The following is a 19,359-nucleotide window of genomic DNA, read 5'->3' as shown; positions in this document are numbered from 1 at the left end:
GGCGTTGTCATTGCACTGCAATAATGATATTGCAGTGCACAATAAGGCTCGACGCCGGAGGCGGCGCAGAAGCCTGGCTCGGTCACAGGAGGACCACCATGGACGGCAAGAACCCCTACGAAGTCCCCACCGAAATGCGAGACTTCGCCGAGAAGAGCGTCGACCAGGCCCGCAAGGCTTTCGACGGCTTCATTGGCGCTGCCCAGAAGGCGGTCGACAGCGCCCATGGTTCGGCCGAGTCGGCCCGCGTCAACGTCCAGGACATGACCAAGAAGGCCATGACCTATGCCGAGAGCAACATCGCAGCCGCCTTCGACCTCGCCGACAAGCTGGTCAAGTCCCGCGACATGAACGAGGTGCTCCAGCACCAGTCCGAGTTCCTGAAGGCTCAGGTGGCCGCACTGCAGACGCAGCTCAAGGAAGTCAGCGCGACTGTGCAGGATGTCGCTAAGAAGACCGCTGAGACCGCCGCCAAGGCGACCAAGCTGAAGTGAAGCCGGCGCGCCACGGGCGCGGAGCGGGCTTTCACGATGAGGCGGCCAGGCCAGTGCACGAACCCGTGAGGGGGAAACTCCTCGCGGGGATTTGACTGGGCCGGTTTCGTCGAGCGCGCAGGCTCGTCCTGCAGGATCTGTGAAGGAGACATCCGATGGCGAAGCAGACTATTCCCGGCAAGCCCCCGATCAGCCTCGCGCCGGTCAAGGCGTTGAGCGAGTCGAAGCCGGCAGCACCGGCCGTGCCTGCCAAGAGCCCCGAGGCCAAGCCTGCGGTGGACGCAAAGCCTGTGGCCGCCCCGGTCGTGGCCGCGCCCGTGCTCAAAGTCGCGCCTCAGCCGGCCGTCGCGCCGGCTGCACCCCAGCCGGTGGTGAAGGCTGCCGCTGTGCCGCCGGTCGCCAAAGCTCCCGAGGCCAAGTCCGTGGTGGACGTGAAGCCGGCCACCGCTCCGGCAGCAGCGATCTCCGCCCCCAAGGTCGAGCCCAAGCCTGTTGCTCCGCAGCCGGTTGCGAAGGCTGCACCGGCCGTCGTCGCCAAATCTGCGCCGCAACCCGCCGCCAAGGTTGTCGCGGAGTCCGCCAAGCGCATCGTCCTGCAGAAGAAGGTTGCAAAGCCGGCCGCCAAGGCGGCGCCTGTGAAGGCTGCGCCCGCCAAGCCCGCTTCCGTGCCGGCCAAGGTCGTGGCTGAGCCGGTCAAGGCGCAACCCGTTCCCGCCAAGGCCGAGCCTGTTGTGGCAAAGCCCGCTGTCGCGCCGGTCAAGCTCGTCGAAGTCGCTCAGGTGGCGAAGCCTGCTCCTGCTGCCACGCCTGCCGTTGCCAAAGCGGTCGAGGCGCCGACGCCGTTTGCCGTCGCGCCCTTCTCGGCAGTCAACTGGTTCGAGCAGACGCTGGTGCTGACGCGCACCTTCGGGGCCGTCCAGGCCAAGGTGCTCGATCATGCCTGCGCGGAGCTCAAGGCGACGCTGGGCGAGATCGAGACGCTGGCGCGCACGCAGAGCGCCGCCGATGCGTTCGCGCTCCAGGCCAAGGCCTTCCGCCGCAGCTATGAATCGCTCGCTGCACATCTCGGCGATCTCGCTGCGACCGCCCGCAAGGACCTGCCGCGCTCCTGATTTTCAAAGCCGGCGCGGTTTTCCCCGCGCCGGCCTGCATTTCGCCGTTGCATTCGGCGAAATGCGGCACTAGGTTCCGCGCCGTCGCCGGACAGCTTCCGGGCACCGCGACATCAGGCGCAAGCCGTGCAGCCATAGCTCAGTTGGTTAGAGCGCTAGATTGTGGATCTAGAGGTCCCCCGTTCAAGCCGGGGTGGCTGTACCATCTCTCCTTATCCGATTCCGTTGGTTCTGAGATTGCGCGCGCGGTCCGCGCCGGCCTAGCTTGCCGCGCGGCGCTGCGCCGCGTGCTTCGGAGCCTTCCATGCCCAGCAAGATCGATCTCCTCAATCCCGCCTCGCTGTCGCCGCCGACCGGCTATTCGCATCTCGCCATCGTCAAGGCGGAGCGGCAGGTTCATGTCTCCGGCCAGGTCGCTTATGATCCGATGGGGAAGGTGGTGGGGGAGGGCGATATCGCCGCCCAGGCCGAGCAGGTCTACGCCAACCTCGCCGCGGCGCTGGTTGCCGCCGGGACAGACTTCACCAAGGTGTTCAAGCTGGTGACCTATGTCGTCGACCTCAGCACCGACAAGGCGGTCGCAGTGCGCAAGGTGCGCATGAAATACCTCAGCGACGGCCCCTATCCGGCGAGCACCATGGTCGGCGTCACGGCCCTGGTCGACCCGCGCCTCCTGATCGAGATCGAGGCGATCGCCGCGCTGGATTGAGGGGCGGCTGGCGGGACTTGCGACGGGGCGCGGCGCTCGCCATATCCGGTTCACGCGGTTGGGTTCGCCTTTCGCGTACGGGGCGCTGCGCAAGCGGGCTCCGGTAGTTCCAGAGGCGCCTTTCAAAGGGCTTCGTGATGACGCGTCCGCCTAGCCTGTCGCATCCCTTCCTGCTCGGGTTCGACGATATCGAGCGGGCTCTCGACCGGGTCGCCAAAGGCGCCGGCGATGGCTATCCGCCCTATAATATCGAACGCATGCCGCGCACGGAGGACGAGCCCGACAAGCTCAGGATCACGCTCGCGGTGGCCGGTTTCTCGCGCGAACAGCTCGAGATCACGCTGGAGGAAAACCAGCTGACCATCCGCGGCCGGCAGGTCGACGACAAGACGCGGCATTTCCTGCATCGCGGCATCGCCGCGCGGCAGTTCCAGCGCTCCTTCCTGCTCGCCGACGGCATGCAGGTTCTGGGCGCCGACCTCTCGAACGGGCTGCTCGCCATCGATCTGGCCCGTCCGGAACCGGAACGGCTCGTCCGGCGTATCGATATCATGAGCCGCGACTAGGGGCCTTTAAGAAGGCGCTTCATAGACGTCAGTCCGAGGAGGCATGCGGTTTGCCTTCCGTTCATGATCATGGATGCACAATCAAACCGCCTCGCACTGCTCTGAAGGAGGGCGCGATGACTGAGACCAGAGAGACCCCCCTGACCACGGCTGAATTTGCCGCCCTCGGCAACGGCCAGGTCGCCTATCTCAAGCCGATCATGTCGGACGAGCTGGCGCGCATCTTCCCGCAAGCGCCTGACATCGAGCCCGGCCTGCAGCTCTTCGCGCTGCTGGCCGCCGATGGCGCGCCGATCCTGGTGACCGATTCCCGCGAGGCCGCGACGGCCAACGCCTGGGAGCACGATCTCAGGATGGTCAGCCTGCACTAACCGGTTTCAGGCCGTCGCGGGTACGATCCCCGCGACGGCTGTCACCAGACGCTCGATGTCGTCCGGTGTCGACAGCCGGTGGTCGCCGTCCTTGATCAGGGTCAGCACGACCGGATCGTGCGGCAGATGTTCGACCAGCTTCAACGCCTGGCCATAGGGCACATCGGGATCCTTCATTCCCTGCAGGATGTGGACGGGGCAGCCGGTTTCCAGCGGGTGCCCGAACAGGAGATGGCGCCTGCCATCTTCGATCAGCACCCGCGTGATCGGCATCGGCTCAGGCGAATATTCCGACGGCCGCTGCCAGACGCCGTCCTTTGCGATGGTTTGGCGGATCGCCTCCGGCATCTGCGCCCACATCAGCTCTTCGGTGAAGTCGACGGCCGGCGCGATCAGCACGAGACCGGCCGGTTGCAGTTGCGGAGCGGTTCTGCGCAATTGCAACGTCGTCAGCAGCGCGACCCAGCCGCCCATGGACGAGCCGACAAGGATGGCGGAACCCTTAGTATGGGCGGTCAGAACCGCCTGCGCATCCTCGAGCCAGTGCGACATCGTCCATTGCGCGAAGTCGCCGCTCGATTCGCCATGGCCGGCATAGTCGAAGCGGATGAAGGCGCGTCCTGTGCGCTCAGCCCAGGCGGCGAGCGCCTCGGCCTTGGTCGCGCGCATGTCCGAGCGCAGGCCGCCGAGCCAGACCACCGGCGGGCCCTTGCCGGCCTGCGTCAGCACCGCGATCTCGCGGCGTTCCGCGCCGGCGCCGACGCTCAGAAATTGCGGCTCAGGCCTCGTCACCCTATGCTCTCCTGTGGTGAACCGGGTGAAAGCGGGCGCTGGCCTGCTGCAATACCGCCCGATTTGGTCATCATCTGAACCCGATAGCACCCGCGAGTCGCCAAGCAGAAGGCCTTTTCGAGTAGTGAGCACCTCCTTGCGTTCCGGCGCACAATTGTCCCTTCCTTCGACCGAGACGCATCCGCTTGCCGGGCGCACGGTGCTGCAGATCATCCCGGATCTGGAGGCGGGTGGCGCCGAGCGCACCGCCGTCGACATCGCCGCGGGGCTGACCGAGGTCGGCGCGCGTGCGCTGGTCGCGACCGAAGGCGGGCGGCTCGTCGCTGAGTTGCAGGCCAAGGGTGGCATCTGGTTGCCGTTCCCGGCAGCGGCCAAGAACCCCGTCTCGATGCTTTTGAACGTGCGCACCTTCGCCCTGCTCTGCAAGCGTGAGCGGGTCGATCTCGTCCATGCCCGCTCGCGGGCGCCGGCCTGGGTCGCGCTTGCGGCGACGCGGGCGCTGAAGCTGCCCTTCGTCACCACCTATCACGGCTCCTACAACGCCCGCTCGGCCGTGAAGAACCTCTATAATTCGGTGATGGCGCGCAGCGACTGCGTGATCGCCAACTCCGCCTACACCGCCGATCTGATCCGGGCTCGGCACGGCTTCGCCCGTGACCGCATTCGCGTCGTCCATCGCGGCACGGACTTTTCCGCCTTCGCGCCGGCGGCGGTGAATCCGGAGCGGATCAGCGCGCTGCGCAGCGCCTGGGGCGTCGAGCCGCATCAGCGCATCGTGCTGCTGCCCGGCCGGCTCACCGGCTGGAAAGGCCAGAAGGTGCTGATCGAGGCGGCGCGCCAATTGCGCGACGCCGGCGACGAGGACACCGCCTTCATCCTCGCTGGCGATGCACAGGGTCGCGACGGTTATGTTCGCGAGCTCGACGACGCTATCGCCAAAGCCAAGCTCGAAGGCCGCGTCCGCCGCGTCGGCCATTGCAGCGACATGCCGGCGGCCTTCCTGGCGGCCGCCGTCGTCGCCGTGCCCTCGACCGAGCCGGAAGCTTTCGGCCGTGTCGCCGTCGAGGCGCAGGCCATGGGCACACCGGTCGTCGTCTCCAATCTCGGTGCCGTGCCGGAGACGGTGCTGGCTCCGCCGCAGGTCTCGCCGCAAGAGCGCAGCGGCTGGCATGTGCCGCCCGGCGATGCCGCGGCACTGGCCGAAGCGTTGCGCGAAGCGTTGGCGCTCAGGCCGTCTGCCCGCGATGCGCTTGCGCGGCGGGCCAGGCTGCATGTCGAGCGCCATTTCTCGCTGGCTTCGATGGTCAACGACACACTCGACGTCTATTGCGCCCTGCTGGGGCGCTGAACCCTGCTTGATCCATTGACAACGCTTCGCGTTGTGCAATGTGTCTCACCAACGGCGCCACGCGCCAATCATAGGAGAATACAGCCATTCGTCGTCCCTTCCGTGCCGCACCAACCCCCGTCAAGGACGGTCCCCGCGCCAACCGCGACATTCGTGGCGTCCGCGATGTCCAGCTCATCGACGATACCGGCGCCAACCGTGGCGTGGTCTCGTTCTTCGAGGCGCTCAAGATTGCCGAGGACGCCGGTCTCGACCTGGTCGAGATCGCCCCCAATTCTGAGCCGCCCGTCTGCAAGATTCTCGACTATGGCCGCTTCCGCTTCCTCGAGCAGAAGAAGGCGGCCGAGGCGCGCAAGAAGCAGCGCACCATCGAGATCAAGGAAATCAAGCTCCGTCCCGGCATCGACAAGCACGATTACGACGTGAAGATGAAGGCGATGCACGGCTTCTTCGACGAAGGCGACAAGGTGAAGGTCACCCTGCGCTTCCGCGGCCGCGAGATGGCGCACCAGGACCTCGGCGTGAAGGTGCTGGAGCGCGTCAAGGCCGATCTCGTCGAGATCGCCAAGGTCGAGAGCGACTGGCAGCTCGAAGGCCGTCAGATGGTGATGGTGCTCGCGCCGAAGTGATGCCGAGCCGCGCGCCCGAATAAGGCTCGCATTCGCATCGTTTTTTACGAAGCCCGGCCGTTTCGGCCGGGCTTCTTTGCATTCGGCCCGGCCATCAGTCTACCAGGTCAAGGCATTCCCTGGAGCCCGTTTCGATCGGCTTGCACGGCAAGCTGATCACCGGCTCTAGCTGACGGAGCGGATGATCTCCCGATAGGCCGCCTCGGGAAAAGCCTTGAGCGTTTCCGTGCGGACATTGCCGAGCATGGCCAGTTGCAGGCAGAAGCGCGCCTGCACGGCATCGTCCGGCGCCTCGCAGACGACGACCATGTCGTATTTGCCCATCGTCATGAAGAACGCTTTGAAATCGCCGCCCATATCCTTCAGCGCCTGCTTGGCGGTGTCGAGACGGGCGGGCGAATCCTTCAGCTTGCGCGCGCCCTGATCGGTCCAGCTGAGCAGCATGATGTAGGTGGTCATCGCGCCTCTCCCCGAAAAGGCCCGGCCTTTCCGTCGGAAGCAACATACGGCCGGCTTGTCGCCGCGCTGGTTCCGGATGGGTTGTTGAACCATCCGCCGGGCCTGCATCGCCAGTCTAGCATCACGGGCCGGTATCCGGCAGGGCCTATCGGCTGAGCAGCCGCTTCAGCTTCCGCACGGCGCTGTCAGGGGTCGTCAGCACCGGCTTGTTCGTTGCTGCCGCAACCGCTGGTGCGGCCCGAGCAAGGCTGAACTGCGCCAGCGCGATCGCGTCGCAATCCGCCAACTCGTTGGCTGCGAGAGCCGCCAGCCGGTCGTGCTCGGGCCCGTCGCCGCGATCGAGTGCGGCGAGCGCGCCTTCGGCGAGCTTCGGCACCACCGTCAGCGATCCGGGAAACTCCGGCGGCATCGACTGCAGTGTCGGCCCGAAGCTGGCGAGGAGGCCGATCTGGCCGCCCATCGCCTCCGCCTCCTCGATCATCGCCTCGTTTGGCTTCAGCACCGGCAGTGGTGAGAGTGCACGCTGCACCGCCTCTATGCAGGGCCCGAAGGCGGAGCAGGTGAAGAGGATGCCGTCGGCACCGGTCGCCCGAGCATAGCTCGCCAGATTCAGGAAGCGCCCGGTCATCGCCTCGGTGATCCGCCCGTCGCGGGAGAGATCAGCCGAGAGGCTGTCGTCGAGCAGGTTCATCAGCGTGGCTTCAGGCCACAGCCGCGCGAACGCCGCCTCGATCGGAGGCGGCGAATGGCGCAGTGCGTGGATCAGCGCGATCCGCATCAGCGAATGGGATGCGGGTATTGCAGCCCGCCCTTCGAGGCGAGATCGTTCAGCCCGCGCTTCAACTGCAGCTTGGAGCCTGCGCCGACATTTCGCTCGAAGCTCTCGCCGTAATTGCCGACGTGCTTGATGACGCGAAGGGCCCAGTCATTGGTGAGGCCGAGGCCCTCGCCGAACTTGCCCTCGGTGCCCAGCAGCCGTTTGATCTCGGGGTTCCCCGATTTGAGCTGCTCCTCGACATTGGCCTTGCTCACGCCGAGCTCCTCGGCATTGAGCATGGCGTAGTGCACCCATTTCACCAGCGCGACCCAGCTCTCGTCGCCGCGCTTTACTGCCGGGCCGAGCGGCTCGCGCGAGATGAGCGTCGGCAGGATGACGAAATCGTCGGGCTTGGAGAATTTCAGGCGCTCGGCGGCAAGGCCGGAGGTGTCGGTGGTGAACGCGTCGCAGCGTCCGGCCTCCAGCGCCTTCACGCCTTCTTCGTTCGTGGCGAAGCCGATGATCTCGTATTTCAGTTTGTTGGCCCGGAAAAAGTCGGCGAGGTTGAGCTCGGTCGTCGTGCCTTGCGTCACGCAGATCGAGGCGCCGTCGAGCCCCTTCGCTTCGGTGACCCCAAGCGACTTGCGCACCATGAAGCCCTGGCCGTCGAAATAGTTGATGATCGGCCAGGACATGCCGGCCGTGGTGTCGCGCGACATCGTATAGGTGGCGTTGCGGGCGAGCATGTCGACCTCGCCCGACTGCACCACGACGAAGCGCATCTGTGGCGTCGTCGGAATGAACCTGACCTTGTTCGGGTCGTTGAAGATCGCCGCGGCGACGGCGCGGCAGAGATCGATGTCGAGCCCGTCCCAGCGCCCGTCCGAGCCCTGGATGCCGAAGCCGGGCAGAGCGATATGGTTGCCGCAGATCAGTTCGCCGCGCGCCTTAATGCGGTCGAGCGTGCCGGTCTGGGCGGCAGCTACGCCGGAGAGGCCGAGCGTGGCGAGTCCGGCGAAGAGCAGATGTTTCAGTTGTTTCATAGCAGTTCCCCTGTGGTGGTCGCTACGGGCTCTTGATGGCCCGGATCGGGTAGAGCCTCAGGCCGGTCGGGCCGAGGCCAGGCTTGCGTCGATGGCGTCGCCCAGACGGTCGACGATCGTGTCGATGGTGGCAGCGTCGATGATGAAGGGTGGCGCGAGCAGGATATGGTCGCCGGCGGTGCCGTCGGCGGTGCCGCCCATCGGATAGATCAAGAGCCCGCGCTCCTGCGCCGCCTGCTTGATCCTGGCGTTGAGCTTCAGCGCCGGATCGAAAGGCGCCTTGGTCGAGCAGTCAGCAACGATCTCGACGCCCCAGAAATGGCCGCGCCCGCGGATATCACCGACATGATGGTGGTTGCCGAAACGCTCGCGCAGGCGCTGCTCCAACCGCGCGCCCTGCGTGCGGACATTGGCGAGCAGGTCGTCGCGCTCGATCACCTTCTGCACTGCGAGTGCGGTGGCGCAGGCGAGGGGGTGGCCGACATAGGTCTGGCTGTGCGGGAAGATGCCCGAGCCCTGCCTGACCGCCTCGACGACCCGCTTCGAAGCCAGCATCGCGCCGATCGGCGCATAGCCGCCGCCGAGCCCTTTGGCGATCGCCATCAGATCGGGGGCGATGCCCTCCTGCTCGCAGGCGTGCAGCGTGCCGGTCCGGCCCATGCCGCTCATCACCTCGTCGAGGATCAGCAGCACGCCATGGCGGTCGCAGATATCGCGGATGCGCTTGAAGTAGCCAGGCACGGCCGGCACGGCGCCGAGCGTCGCACCGACTACCGTCTCGGCGACGAAGGCGCAGACCGTCTCAGGGCCCAGCTCAAGGATCTTGGCCTCGAGCTCGTCGGCGACACGACGCCCGTACTCCTCGGAGGTCTCGTCGGCGCGGCGGTCGCGATACTCGTAGCAGGGCGAGATGTGGTGGCCCTGCATCAGCATCTGCTCGAAAGGCGCGCGATCCTTCATCCGCCCGCCGACCGAGAGCGCGCCCAGCGTGATGCCGTGATAGCTCTGCCGGCGCGAGATGAAGTTGACGCGGCGCTGCTCGCCCTTCTCGACGAAATAGTGCCTGGCCATTTTCAGGCAGGCTTCGATCGCCTCCGAGCCCGAGCTGCAGAAATAGACCGATCCCATGCCGGCCGGCGCCCGCGCGATCAGATGATCGGCGAGCTCCTCGGCCGCATCGGTGGTGAAGAAGCTGGTATGGGCATAGGCGAGCTTGTCGATCTGCGCATGCATCGCCGCCAGCACGTCGGGGTGGGCGTGGCCGAGGCAGGAGACGGCGGCGCCACCCGAAGCGTCGATATGCTCGCGCCCGTTCTGGTCGCGCAGCACCATGCCTTCGCCGCCGGTCGCGGTCGGGTAGGTCTTGCTCAGCATGCGATGCAGGATGTGGCTCATCGGCGGCCTCGCTTGGCGGGTCTCGGATTCAGGAATGTGCCGGCCGCATCGAGCGCGGCTTCGTGGCGAGCGATCGCAGCAAGCGCGGCCTCGCCCTTGCGCGCCGTCATCAGCGCCGCCAGGCATTCGACCGCGGCGAAAGCCGGCGTCATCGTGTGAAAGAAGGAGGGCGTCTCGGTCCTCACCAACATCACGACATCGGCGAGTGCGGCGAGGGGCGAGAGCGCGCTGTCGGTCAGCGCCACGACCGTCGCGCCGTGTTCTTGCGCGATCTCGGCCGCCTGCACGGTCAGGCGCGTATAGGGCGCGACCGAGACGGCGAAGAGCGCATCGCTCGGGCCGATCCGGCGCAGCGCATCGATCCCGCGCCCGCCGGCGCCATCGGCGAGCACCGAGCCCGCCCCGATCAGGTCGCGGATATAGTCGAGCATGAAAGCTGCCGGGAAGGCTGAGCGCAGTCCGAAGCAGAACACGGTCTGCGCTTCGCTCAAGAGGTCGGCGGCCTGTTCGAAGCGGGCGAGCGCCTGTGGCTCACGCAGCGCCTTGAGATGCTCGGCCAGCGCCGCGAACATGTCCTGCGCGATTGCGCCCGGACCCTCCTCGCCATGGCGCTGCATCAGCTCGCCGGCGCGACCGGCAAAGCCTTCCGGCCGTCGCCGCAGCGCTGCCGCGTGGACGGCGCGCAATTCGTCATAGCCCTTGAGGCCGAAACGCTGCGCCAGCCGGGTCAGGGTGGCCGGCGACAGGCCGGCGCGCTTGGCCTGCTCGCGCGTCGTCAGCAGCGCGACATCGGCCGGATGGTCGAGCACCCAGCGCGCCGCCGCCTGCAATTGCTGCGGCAACTGCTCGAAGCTCTCGGTGAGGCTCGCCGTCAGGCCGGGCTTGTCCATCGTCAGGACGCTAGCAGGGAGTCACGATGTCTGAAACAAAAAAGTCTATATGATAAAAAAGAAACATTTGTTTCATTCCGCCAGCGATAGGCGCCACTGCATTCTGCCACCGGCTCAGTTTCGCACGAGCAGTCCGTCGAGCATCAAATTGAAGGCCTCGATCGCCTTGCGCGAGGTCGCCTCCGGATCGGGCGCGTGCGCGATCCATTGTGCTGCGTACTGCGTTGCCCCGGCGATCAATCGCGCCGCCGCTTCGGGGTCGATCGAGGCAATGACTCCGGTTTCGGCCAGCTTCGTCAGGCTCTCGGTCATCGAGCGGATGCATTCGCTGAGCGTCGGCCAGTCCCAGGGATCGCCGAGGACGGCCGGGCCCTCGCGCAGCATGATGCGCTGGATTTCGGGGTCGAGCGCCAGCTCGATATAGGCGGTGCATTCGTTGCGGAAGCCGGTCCAGGGATCGGTCGCCTTGGCCGTGGCAGCCCGCATATGCGCGTTCATCTCGCCGTCAATCTCGACGATCACCGCCGCCAGCAGGCCCTTCTTGTCGCCGAAGTGATGGTAGAGCGCGCCGCGCGTCAGGCCTGCCGAGGCGGTGAGATCGTCCATCGAGGTCTCGGCATAGCCGACCGTGCCGAAGGCGGCGCGCGCCGCTGCGATCAGCTTGGCCCGGGTCTCGGCGATCATCTGCGTGCGCGGCTTGCGCGTCATCCATGTTCCTTTCGCATACGAGGCGTATGTGAATTGACATACGGTGCGTATGTAGTTATTCATGTCACATACGAAACGTATGTCAATTACGCTTTGATGTGACGGAGACGTCCATGCCTAACCCCTATCGCGAGATTTTCCGGGCCCCCGGTTCGATCGGCTTTTCAGCCGCCGGCTTCCTTGCTCGCATGCCATTCTCGATGCTGACGATCGGCATCGTCACCATGCTCTCCCAGGCGCGCGGCCAGTACTGGCTTGCCGGTGGCGTCGCCGCGACCTTCGCGTTCTCCAATGCGCTGATCGCGCCGCAGATCTCACGGCTGGTCGATCGCCACGGCCAGAGCAAGGTGCTGATCCCCGCCACACTTGCGACCATCGTTGCGCTGATCGGCCTAATGCTGGCGACGCGCCTCGAGGCGCCGATCTGGGTGCTCTTCCTCTTTGCCGCTCTCGCCGGACTCGAGCCGAGCATGATGGCGATGGTGCGCGCCCGCTGGACCGAGATCTATCGCGACACGCCGCATCTGCGCACCGCCTTCGCCTTCGAATCGGTCATCGACGAGGTCATCTTCATGCTCGGCCCGGTGATCTCGATCGGCCTCAGCGTCATCTGGTTCCCGGAGGCCGGGCCGCTCGCGGCGACGATCATGCTCGCGGTCGGCATGGCCCTGTTCGTCGTACAGCGCGCGACCGAGCCGCCCGTGCACTCGCAGGGCGTTGGCGCCAGCAGCTCCGCCATCCGCCTGGTGCCGGTGCAGATCATCGCGCTGCTGATGGTGGCGCTCGGCGTGGTCTTCGGCACGGCCGAGGTCACCGCGGTCGCCTTCGCCGAGGCCCAGGGCAACAAGGCGGCGGCGAGCCTGGCGCTCGCGGCCTATGCCGCCGGCTCCTTCATCACCGGCCTCATCTTCGGTGCGCTCCGCCTGCGCCTGCCGCTGGCGACGCAGTTGCTGCTCTCGATCGGGCTTGCCGCGGCGACGACGCTGCCGCTGCTGATCGTGTCGTCGCTCTGGATGCTGGGCATCGTGCTCTTCATCGCCGGCGCCTCGATCTCGCCGACCGTGATCGTCGCGATGGCGCTGGTCGAGCGGCACGTGCCGGCCTCGAAGCTGACCGAGGGCATCACCTGGGTGATGACCGGCATGGGCATCGGCATGGCGGCGGGTTCGGCCGCCTCGGGCTGGCTGATCGACGTCTATGGCGCGTCCAGCGGGTTCTACGTCTCGGTCGCCGGCGGGTTCTCGGCGCTGGCGATCGTCACGATCGGGTTCTGCCTGATCGCCGAGCCGCGGCGCGAGCCCGAACCGGCTCTCGCCTGAGCGGAAAGGAAGGCCGCGCTTGCAAGGGCGCGGCTTTTCTGTCATAGGCGCCACCTTCGATCGCCCGGCTGATAAGGGCTGCCGTGGCGATCGTACTTTGCTTCCCAAAGCAAAATTGAAGCGGCGCATTGTTCGCGCTCGCGACCTATGAGGAGCTGAAATGCCCAAGATGAAGACTAAATCGGCCGCCAAGAAGCGGTTCAAGGTCACCGGAACCGGCAAGGTGCTCTATGCCCAGGCCGGCAAGCGTCACGGCATGATCAAGCGGACCAACAAGCAGCTCCGCAATCACCGTGGGACGAACGTTCTTTTCGAGGGCGATGCTGCCAACGTGAAGAAGTATTTCCTCCCCAACGGCTAACGCCTGACAACCTTTCCGGAGATTAAACATGGCTCGCGTGAAACGGGGCGTTACGTCCCACGCCAAGCACAAGAAGACTTTCGAGGCCGCCAAGGGTTTCTATGGCCGCCGCAAGAACACGATCCGCGCCGCCAAGGCGGCCGTCGATCGGTCGATGCAATATGCCTATCGTGACCGCAAGAACCGGAAGCGCACCTTCCGCGCGCTCTGGATCCAGCGCCTGAACGCTGCGGTGCGCGAGCACGGCCTGACCTATTCGGTGTTCATCGGCGGCCTGATCAAGGCGAACCTCGAGCTCGACCGCAAGACCCTGTCGGCCCTCGCCATCGACGATGCAGCTGCCTTCGCTGCAGTGGTCGAGACGGTCAAGGCTGCGCTCGCCGCCGAAGCCAAGGCCGCCTGAGCGACCTCTTCGCTACGGAATTAAGAAAGGCCGGCGGAAACGCCGGCCTTTTTCGTTTGGGTTCGCCGTCATGGTCGGGACAAGCCCGACCATGACGAGAGGTGCCGGATGCCGCTTACGTCTGCACCTTCTCGACCGCCTTCGGCGTCCAGTTCTCGCCGGCACCGTCGAGGATGCGCTGGTAAGCTTCTTCAGGCGTATCAGCATAACAGAACAGCTTGAGGTCCTCGGCCCGGATGAAGCCGGCCTCGGCCATCCGTTCGAGGTTGATCAGTCCCTGCCAATAGGCGCTGTCGTAGAGCACGATCGGCACCGGCGGCATCTTGCCAGTCTGCACCAGCGTCATGATCTCGAACAATTCGTCGAGCGTGCCAAAGCCGCCGGGGAAGACCACCAGCGCCGCCGCCCGCATGGCGAGGTGCATCTTGCGCATCGCGAAATAATGGAAGCGGAAGGTCAGGTCCGGCGTCGACCAGGCGTTCGGATCCTGCTCATGCGGCAAGGTGATGTTGAAGCCGATCGAGACCGCGCCGGCCTCGGTAGCTCCGCGATTGGCGGCTTCCATGATGCCCGGCCCGCCGCCGGTGGCGATGACATGGTTGCGGCCGCGATCCTTGCCGTCGAGCGCGCCGCCTCGCTCCGAGGCGATCCTGGCGAAGTTGCGCGCCGCTTCGTACCAGGGATTGCCCTCGCGCACCCGCGCCGAGCCGAACACGACGATGGTCGAGAGGATGCCGCGGGCCCGCAGGCTGTCCTCGGCCTTCTGGTATTCGAGCATGAAGCGCGCCCCGCGCATGGAGTCGCCGAGGAGAAAGTCCTGGTCGAGTGCAGCGATCCGGTAGGAGGGCGAATTCTTCTGGGCGCTGTTGTCTGGCATGCTGGCTTCTCCGTCGCTCGGATTGCATAGCCGCGCCGGACCCGTCCTGTCGCCCCTTGCCTGCCGCGCAAGCATGATTGCGACGCGATTGTCATGAACCTGCGGCTAGAGTGGCGGCCACCGCGAAAAACCTCGCGAGCGGGATGCTTTGCCAGCGCGATTCAGGCTGGCATCCGCTTGCCGGACACCCTAGAAGGTGCCTCGCAAACGGACCTAATTCGCATGAACGACATCGATACCCTTCGCGATTCCCTGATTGGGGAGATCGAGGCGGCCGGCGACGAGGCGGCGCTCGAGCAGCTGCGCATCGCGGCGCTCGGCAAGTCCGGCTCGGTCTCGGGCCTCCTGAAAACGCTCGGCACGATGACGCCGGACGAGCGCAAGGAGCAGGGGCCGCGCATCAACGGCCTGCGCGACACCGTCCAGCAGGCGCTCGGCGCCCGCAAGGACGCGCTCGGCGAGGTCGCTCTGGAAGCGCGGCTTTCGGCCGAGCGGGTCGACATCTCGCTGCCGGTGCGCGAGGGGCCCGAAGCCCGCGGACGCATCCACCCGATCAGCCAGGTCATCGACGAGATCACCGCGATCTTCGGCGACATGGGCTTCTCGATCGCCGAAGGCCCGGACGTCGAGACCGACGATCTCAACTTCACCAAGCTCAATTTCCCCGTCGGTCATCCGGCGCGGGAGATGCACGACACCTTCTTCTTCGCGCCCGATGCCAATGGCGAGCGCAAGCTTCTGCGCACCCACACCTCGCCGGTTCAGGTGCGCACCATGCTGTCGCAGGAGCCGCCGATCCGGGTGATCTGCCCGGGCCGGACCTACCGCATGGATTCCGACCAGACCCACACCCCGATGTTCCATCAGGTCGAGGGCCTCGTCATCGACAAGAAAACCCATTTCGGCCACATGAAATGGGTGCTGGAGGAGTTCTGCAAGGCGTTCTTCGAGGTCGAAGGCGTCAAGATGCGCTTCCGGCCCTCCTTCTTCCCCTTCACCGAGCCGTCGGCCGAGGTCGACATCCAGTGCTCGCGCAAGGATGGCGAGATCCGCTTCGGCGAGGGCGAGGATTGGCTCGAGATCCTCGGTTGCGGCATGGTCCACCCCAATGTGCTGCGCAATTGCGGGCTTGATCCCGATGTCTATCAGGGCTTCGCCTGGGGCATGGGCATCGATCGCATCGCCATGCTGAAATACGGCATGCCGGACCTGCGGCCCTTCTTCGAGGCGGATATCCGCTGGCTCTCGCATTACGGTTTCCGCCCGCTCGACCTGCCGACCCTGACCGGCGGGTTGACCTCGTAACCTGACCGAGAGGGGAGACGCATGAACGGCGCGCAGTGGGCTGGCCTGATCGCGGCGCTGATGGTCGCCGCCAATCTGCTTTGCCTGGCGATCGCCTTCGTGCGCCTGCGCCGCCGGCAGACGCCGTCGCGTCTCCAGAAGCTCGCTCCGCCGGTAACGGTCGTGCGCCCGGTGCGCGGCATCGAGACCTTCAGTCGGGAGACGCTGACCTCCGGCCTCGAGCTCGACTATCCGCTCTATGAGACGATCTTCTGCGTCGCCGACGGCCATGACCCGATCGTGCCGCTGATCGAGGAGCTGATCGCGACCTATGGCGCGGACCGCGTCCGCCTGATCGTCGGCGACGTCGCCGTCAGCGCCAATCCCAAGCTCAACAACTGCGTCAAGGGCTGGGAAGCGGCGCGCCACGACTGGGTGGTCCTCGCCGATTCCAACGTGCTGATGCCCAAGGACTATATCCAGCGGCTGATGCAATCCTGGCGCGACGACACCGGTCTCGTCTGCTCGACGCCCGCAGGCTCGCGGCCGGGCTGCTTCGGCGCCGAGGTCGAATGCGCCTTCCTCAATACCTTCCAGGCACGCTGGCAATATGCCGGCGAGGCGCTCGGTTTCGGCTTCGCCCAGGGCAAGTCGATGCTCTGGAACAAGCCCTTCCTCGATGCCAATGGCGGCATCGCCGCGTTGGCCGCTGAGATCGCCGAGGATGCGGCGGCGACCAAGCTGGTGCGCAAGGCCGGCAAGCATGTCCATCTCGTCGGCCAGCCCTTCGAGCAGCCGCTCGGGCCGCGCAAGCTTGGCGAAGTGGTGCAGCGCCAGTTCCGCTGGGCGCGCCTGCGCCGCGTTACCTTCCTGCCCTTCTTCGCGCCGGAGATCCTGGTCGGGCCGCTGGTGCCGGCGCTGCTTGCCGCTTACGCCGCGCCGGCTTTCGGGCTGGCGATCTGGCAGGCCGTGCTTGCGGTGCTGGCTGTCTGGTATGCCGGTGAGATCGTGCTGGCGAAGGGCGTCGGCTGGTTCGTGAACTGGCGCACACCTGCAGCCTATCTGGTGCGCGACCTCGTCTTTCCCGGCATCTGGGCCTATGCCTTCGTCGCCCGCGAGGTGAGCTGGCGCGGCAACGATATGAAGATCAAGACGGACGGCGAGGACGAGCTGAATAAAGCCGCCCCGGCGTTGTCGGCAGCCAATATGCGTAGCGACGGAACACCATGAAGTTCACACTCTCCTGGCTCAAAGAGCATCTCGACACCACGGATTCGCTCGACAGCATCACCGAGGCGCTGACCCGCATCGGCCTTGAGGTCGAAGGCGTCGAGGACAAGGCCAAGGCGCTGTCAGCCTTCACCATCGCCTATGTCATCGAGGCGAAGCAGCACCCGAACGCCGACCGCCTGCGCGTCTGCATGGTCGACACCGGCACGGGCGAGCCGGTCCAGGTCGTCTGCGGCGCGCCCAATGCCCGCACCGGCATGAAGGGCGTCTTCTCGCCGCCGGGCACCTATATCCCCGGCAAGGACATCACGCTTGGCAAGGGCGTGATCCGCGGCGTCGAGTCGAATGGCATGCTGGTTTCCGAGGCCGAGCTGCAACTCTCCGAGGACCATGACGGCATCATCGATCTGCCCGAGGATGCGCCGGTCGGCCAGCCCTATGCGATCTATGCCGGGCTTAGCGACGCCGTGATCGAGATCGCGGTGACGCCGAACCGGGCCGATGCGCTCGGCGTGTCCGGCATCGCCCGCGACCTTGCCGCCGCCGGCCTCGGCACGGTCAAGACGCCGCCGGTCCAACCGGTGCGCGGCACCTTCCCATGCCCGGTCGACCTCAAGCTCGATTTCGCCGAGGAGGACCGCAATCTCTGCCAGGTCTTCGCGCTGCGTCTGGTCCGCGGCGTCAAGAACGGTCCGTCGCCGGAGTGGCTGCAGGCGCGGCTGCGTGCCATCGGCCTGCGCCCGATCAACGCGCTGGTCGACATCACCAACTTCATGACCTTCGACCGCAATCGGCCACTGCACGTCTTCGACGCGGCCAAGGTCAAGGGCGATCTCGTCGTCCGGCGCGCCAAGGAAGGCGAGGAGGTGCTGGCGCTCGACGGCAGGACCTATGCGCTGACCGACGAGATGGTCGTGATCACCGACGACAATGGCGTCGAGTCGATCGCCGGCGTGATGGGCGGTGAGCATTCCGGCTGCGACGAGACCACCACCGACGTGCTGGTCGAGAGCGCGCTCTGGAACACGCTCAACATCGCCCGTACCGGCCGCGCCCTCGGCATCAATTCCGACGCGCGCTACCGCAATGAGCGCGGCATCGATCCGGACTTCACGCGTCCGGGCCTCGACATGGCGACGCAGATGATCATGACGCTCTGCGGCGGCGAGCCGTCCGAGGTCGTCTTCGCCGGAGAGTTGCCCGACAGCCCGGGCGCCATCGATTTCCCCTGGTCCGAGGTCAAGCGCCTGACCGGGCTCGACCTGCCGGTTGTCGAGATGAAGCTGGCGCTGACCTCGCTCGGCTTCCACGTTTCCGGCGCCGGCGAGCGCGTCAAGGTCGCGCCGCCCTCCTGGCGCGCCGATGTCGAGGGCAAGGCCGATCTGGTCGAGGAGATACTGCGTATCGCCGGCATCGACCGTGTCGATCCGGCGCCGCTGCCGCGCATCAAGGGCGAGGTGATCAAGCCGGTGCTGACCGTGCTGCAGAAGCGCACGCGACTGGCCAAGCGCCTGCTCGCCAGCCGCGGCCTGGTCGAGGCCGTGACCTGGTCCTTCATCTCGCATGATGCCGCCAAGCTCTTCGGCGGCGGCTCGCGCAAGCTCGTGCTCGCCAATCCGATCGCGGCCGATCTCTCCGATATGCGCCCTTCGCTGCTGCCTGGGCTGATCCGGTCGGCGCAAGCCAATGCCGATCGCGGTTTCGGCGATGTCGCCTTGTTCGAGGTCGGCCAGATCTTCCAGAGCGACGAGCCGGAGGGCCAGCTCATCGCTGCTGCCGGCCTGCGCCGCGGCACGGCCCGGCTTGAGGGTGCCGGACGCCATTGGGACGGCGCGGCCAAGCCGGTCGACGCCTTCGATGCCAAGGCTGACGTGTTCGGCCTGCTCTCCGGCCTCGGCGTGCCGGTCGGCGGCCTGCAGATCGTCGCGGGCGGTCCAGCCTGGGCCCATCCCGGCCGCTCGGCCACGCTGCAGTTCGGTCCCAAGGGCGTGATCGGCGCTTTTGGCGAGGTTCATCCGCGCGTGCTCAAGGCGCTCGACGTCAAGGGCCCGCTGGTCGCCTTCGAGATCCATCTCGATGCGCTGCCGCTGCCCAAGTACAAGCCGACCAAGGTCAAGCCGAAGCTGACGCTCTCCGACTTCCAGCCGGTGACGCGCGACTTTGCCTTCATCGTCGACAAGGCCGTGGCGGCCGGTGAGATGGCCAAGAGTGCGCAGAATGCCGACCGCGCCCTGGTCTCCGATGTCGGGGTCTTCGATCTCTACGAGGGCACGGGCGTCGAAGCCGGCAAGAAGTCGGTGGCGCTGGCGGTGACGTTGCAGCCGACCCAGAAGACGCTGACCGACACCGAGATCGAGGCCGTCGCGGCCAAGATCGTCGCCGAGATGGCCAAGCGCTATGGGGCTGTGCTGCGCGGGTAAGGAAACTGCGCGGGAATAGGAGGCGCGGGGAACCCTTCTCCCGTGTGGGAGAAGGGCAGGGATGAGGGCCTGCCCTACCCGCAGAAGGCGCAAAGATGCCGTTTCGTATCAATAATCAGCGGCGGTCCCTCACCCCTACCCCTCTGCCATCCGGGAGAGGGGATCCCGCGCTTGCCTCACCGCCGTTATTGA

Annotated in this window: 21 protein-coding genes and 1 tRNA gene; 14 read left to right on the top strand and 8 right to left on the bottom strand. The window is 66.3% G+C overall.

The annotated features are described in order from the left end of the window. The first annotated feature begins 98 nt into the window (after window positions 1-98). From BLM15_RS14630 to BLM15_RS14605, 6 genes are all read left to right on the top strand, one after another. Window positions 99-494: a phasin gene (locus tag BLM15_RS14630; protein WP_164547519.1), complete on the top strand. Its 396-nt coding sequence runs from the start codon at window positions 99-101 to the stop codon at window positions 492-494. 155 nt (window positions 495-649) lie between these two features. Then, window positions 650-1,606: a hypothetical protein gene (locus BLM15_RS14625; RefSeq protein ID WP_126113448.1), complete on the top strand. Its 957-nt coding sequence runs from the start codon at window positions 650-652 to the stop codon at window positions 1,604-1,606. Between the two features lie 128 nt (window positions 1,607-1,734). Continuing rightward, window positions 1,735-1,811: transfer RNA gene (locus tag BLM15_RS14620), tRNA-His, on the top strand. Between the two features lie 99 nt (window positions 1,812-1,910). Beyond that, entirely contained in the window at window positions 1,911-2,315 is a 405-nt protein-coding gene (locus tag BLM15_RS14615; protein ID WP_126113447.1) for a RidA family protein, read from the top strand. 137 nt (window positions 2,316-2,452) lie between these two features. Continuing rightward, window positions 2,453-2,881 carry an Hsp20 family protein gene (locus BLM15_RS14610; protein WP_126113446.1) on the top strand — a complete coding sequence of 143 codons (429 nt, stop codon included), beginning with the start codon at window positions 2,453-2,455 and terminating at the stop codon, window positions 2,879-2,881. Between the two features lie 116 nt (window positions 2,882-2,997). Then, window positions 2,998-3,252 (top strand): BQ00720 family protein, encoded by a 255-nt coding sequence (locus BLM15_RS14605; protein WP_126113445.1) that lies wholly within the window; start codon window positions 2,998-3,000, stop codon window positions 3,250-3,252. 6 nt (window positions 3,253-3,258) lie between these two features. Here BLM15_RS14605 and BLM15_RS14600 read toward each other — a convergent pair whose 3' ends face one another. Beyond that, on the bottom strand, window positions 3,259-4,044 hold the full coding sequence (locus BLM15_RS14600) for an alpha/beta hydrolase (protein WP_236846668.1): 786 nt from the start codon (window positions 4,042-4,044) through the stop codon (window positions 3,259-3,261). Between the two features lie 154 nt (window positions 4,045-4,198). Between BLM15_RS14600 and BLM15_RS14595 the strand changes: the two genes are divergently transcribed. Next, entirely contained in the window at window positions 4,199-5,392 is a 1,194-nt protein-coding gene (locus tag BLM15_RS14595) for a glycosyltransferase family 4 protein (protein WP_126113443.1), read from the top strand. A gap of 86 nt (window positions 5,393-5,478) precedes the next feature. After that, a complete protein-coding gene (gene infC / locus BLM15_RS14590; protein WP_126113442.1) occupies window positions 5,479-6,021 on the top strand; it encodes a translation initiation factor IF-3 in 543 nt (180 codons plus the stop codon). A gap of 165 nt (window positions 6,022-6,186) precedes the next feature. Here the strand turns inward: infC and BLM15_RS14585 are convergent, their stop codons facing one another. The 6 genes from BLM15_RS14585 to BLM15_RS14560 form a co-directional block, all read right to left on the bottom strand. Then, window positions 6,187-6,480 carry a GYD domain-containing protein gene (locus tag BLM15_RS14585; RefSeq protein WP_126113441.1) on the bottom strand — a complete coding sequence of 98 codons (294 nt, stop codon included), beginning with the start codon at window positions 6,478-6,480 and terminating at the stop codon, window positions 6,187-6,189. Between the two features lie 145 nt (window positions 6,481-6,625). Further along, window positions 6,626-7,258, bottom strand: a complete 633-nt coding sequence (locus BLM15_RS14580) for an aspartate/glutamate racemase family protein (protein ID WP_126113440.1) — start codon at window positions 7,256-7,258, stop codon at window positions 6,626-6,628. Then, on the bottom strand, window positions 7,258-8,280 hold the full coding sequence (locus tag BLM15_RS14575) for an amino acid ABC transporter substrate-binding protein (protein WP_126113439.1): 1,023 nt from the start codon (window positions 8,278-8,280) through the stop codon (window positions 7,258-7,260). The genes BLM15_RS14580 and BLM15_RS14575 overlap by 1 nt, the downstream gene beginning before the upstream one ends. A 57-nt stretch (window positions 8,281-8,337) precedes the next feature. Continuing rightward, on the bottom strand, window positions 8,338-9,675 hold the full coding sequence (locus BLM15_RS14570; protein WP_126113438.1) for an aspartate aminotransferase family protein: 1,338 nt from the start codon (window positions 9,673-9,675) through the stop codon (window positions 8,338-8,340). Beyond that, window positions 9,672-10,565, bottom strand: a complete 894-nt coding sequence (locus BLM15_RS14565) for a MurR/RpiR family transcriptional regulator (protein WP_126113437.1) — start codon at window positions 10,563-10,565, stop codon at window positions 9,672-9,674. The genes BLM15_RS14570 and BLM15_RS14565 overlap by 4 nt, the downstream gene beginning before the upstream one ends. A gap of 114 nt (window positions 10,566-10,679) precedes the next feature. Then, the gene (locus tag BLM15_RS14560) at window positions 10,680-11,273 is read right to left on the bottom strand and encodes a TetR/AcrR family transcriptional regulator (RefSeq protein ID WP_126113436.1); all 594 of its coding nucleotides are present in this window, start codon (window positions 11,271-11,273) and stop codon (window positions 10,680-10,682) included. Between the two features lie 113 nt (window positions 11,274-11,386). Between BLM15_RS14560 and BLM15_RS14555 the strand changes: the two genes are divergently transcribed. From BLM15_RS14555 to rplT, 3 genes are all read left to right on the top strand, one after another. After that, window positions 11,387-12,592: an MFS transporter gene (locus tag BLM15_RS14555; protein WP_126113435.1), complete on the top strand. Its 1,206-nt coding sequence runs from the start codon at window positions 11,387-11,389 to the stop codon at window positions 12,590-12,592. 160 nt (window positions 12,593-12,752) lie between these two features. Continuing rightward, on the top strand, window positions 12,753-12,953 hold the full coding sequence (gene rpmI / locus BLM15_RS14550) for a 50S ribosomal protein L35 (RefSeq protein WP_091831700.1): 201 nt from the start codon (window positions 12,753-12,755) through the stop codon (window positions 12,951-12,953). Window positions 12,954-12,981: 28 nt separating this feature from the next. Beyond that, window positions 12,982-13,356, top strand: coding sequence for a 50S ribosomal protein L20 (gene rplT, locus BLM15_RS14545; RefSeq protein WP_126113434.1), 375 nt, complete (start codon window positions 12,982-12,984; stop codon window positions 13,354-13,356). 115 nt (window positions 13,357-13,471) lie between these two features. Here the strand turns inward: rplT and BLM15_RS14540 are convergent, their stop codons facing one another. Continuing rightward, complete coding sequence (locus BLM15_RS14540; protein WP_126113433.1) at window positions 13,472-14,233, bottom strand: LOG family protein; 762 nt, start codon at window positions 14,231-14,233, stop codon at window positions 13,472-13,474. Window positions 14,234-14,455: 222 nt separating this feature from the next. Here BLM15_RS14540 and pheS point away from each other — a divergent pair, with 222 nt between their 5' ends. From pheS to pheT, 3 genes are read left to right on the top strand one after another with little or no spacing between them, the layout of a single operon-like run. After that, entirely contained in the window at window positions 14,456-15,538 is a 1,083-nt protein-coding gene (gene pheS / locus BLM15_RS14535; protein WP_126113432.1) for a phenylalanine--tRNA ligase subunit alpha, read from the top strand. Between the two features lie 21 nt (window positions 15,539-15,559). Continuing rightward, window positions 15,560-16,747 carry a glycosyltransferase gene (locus BLM15_RS14530; protein ID WP_126113431.1) on the top strand — a complete coding sequence of 396 codons (1,188 nt, stop codon included), beginning with the start codon at window positions 15,560-15,562 and terminating at the stop codon, window positions 16,745-16,747. Next, the gene (gene pheT / locus BLM15_RS14525) at window positions 16,744-19,167 is read left to right on the top strand and encodes a phenylalanine--tRNA ligase subunit beta (protein ID WP_126113430.1); all 2,424 of its coding nucleotides are present in this window, start codon (window positions 16,744-16,746) and stop codon (window positions 19,165-19,167) included. The genes BLM15_RS14530 and pheT overlap by 4 nt, the downstream gene beginning before the upstream one ends. Window positions 19,168-19,359 lie beyond the last annotated feature (192 nt).

Origin of the sequence: Bosea sp. Tri-49 (genome assembly GCF_003952665.1) — a bacterium.
Classification (GTDB): Bacteria; Pseudomonadota; Alphaproteobacteria; order Rhizobiales; family Beijerinckiaceae; genus Allobosea.
The sequence above is the reverse complement of the archived record's forward strand: the minus strand, read 5'-3'. Positions and strand labels throughout refer to the sequence as shown.

Excerpts from the sequence above, each read along its gene's own strand:
- BLM15_RS14630 (WP_164547519.1), top strand. The coding sequence starts at position 99 with ATGGACGGCAAGAACCCCTACGAAGTCCCCACCGAAATGCGAGACTTC.
- BLM15_RS14625 (WP_126113448.1), top strand. The coding sequence starts at position 650 with ATGGCGAAGCAGACTATTCCCGGCAAGCCCCCGATCAGCCTCGCGCCG.
- BLM15_RS14615 (WP_126113447.1), top strand. The coding sequence starts at position 1,911 with ATGCCCAGCAAGATCGATCTCCTCAATCCCGCCTCGCTGTCGCCGCCG.
- BLM15_RS14610 (WP_126113446.1), top strand. The coding sequence starts at position 2,453 with ATGACGCGTCCGCCTAGCCTGTCGCATCCCTTCCTGCTCGGGTTCGAC.
- BLM15_RS14605 (WP_126113445.1), top strand. The coding sequence starts at position 2,998 with ATGACTGAGACCAGAGAGACCCCCCTGACCACGGCTGAATTTGCCGCC.
- BLM15_RS14585 (WP_126113441.1), bottom strand. The coding sequence starts at position 6,480 with ATGACCACCTACATCATGCTGCTCAGCTGGACCGATCAGGGCGCGCGC.
- BLM15_RS14580 (WP_126113440.1), bottom strand. The coding sequence starts at position 7,258 with ATGCGGATCGCGCTGATCCACGCACTGCGCCATTCGCCGCCTCCGATC.
- BLM15_RS14575 (WP_126113439.1), bottom strand. The coding sequence starts at position 8,280 with ATGAAACAACTGAAACATCTGCTCTTCGCCGGACTCGCCACGCTCGGC.
- BLM15_RS14570 (WP_126113438.1), bottom strand. The coding sequence starts at position 9,675 with ATGAGCCACATCCTGCATCGCATGCTGAGCAAGACCTACCCGACCGCG.
- BLM15_RS14565 (WP_126113437.1), bottom strand. The coding sequence starts at position 10,565 with ATGGACAAGCCCGGCCTGACGGCGAGCCTCACCGAGAGCTTCGAGCAG.
- BLM15_RS14560 (WP_126113436.1), bottom strand. The coding sequence starts at position 11,273 with ATGACGCGCAAGCCGCGCACGCAGATGATCGCCGAGACCCGGGCCAAG.
- BLM15_RS14555 (WP_126113435.1), top strand. The coding sequence starts at position 11,387 with ATGCCTAACCCCTATCGCGAGATTTTCCGGGCCCCCGGTTCGATCGGC.
- rpmI (WP_091831700.1), top strand. The coding sequence starts at position 12,753 with ATGCCCAAGATGAAGACTAAATCGGCCGCCAAGAAGCGGTTCAAGGTC.
- rplT (WP_126113434.1), top strand. The coding sequence starts at position 12,982 with ATGGCTCGCGTGAAACGGGGCGTTACGTCCCACGCCAAGCACAAGAAG.
- BLM15_RS14540 (WP_126113433.1), bottom strand. The coding sequence starts at position 14,233 with ATGCCAGACAACAGCGCCCAGAAGAATTCGCCCTCCTACCGGATCGCT.
- pheS (WP_126113432.1), top strand. The coding sequence starts at position 14,456 with ATGAACGACATCGATACCCTTCGCGATTCCCTGATTGGGGAGATCGAG.
- BLM15_RS14530 (WP_126113431.1), top strand. The coding sequence starts at position 15,560 with ATGAACGGCGCGCAGTGGGCTGGCCTGATCGCGGCGCTGATGGTCGCC.
- pheT (WP_126113430.1), top strand. The coding sequence starts at position 16,744 with ATGAAGTTCACACTCTCCTGGCTCAAAGAGCATCTCGACACCACGGAT.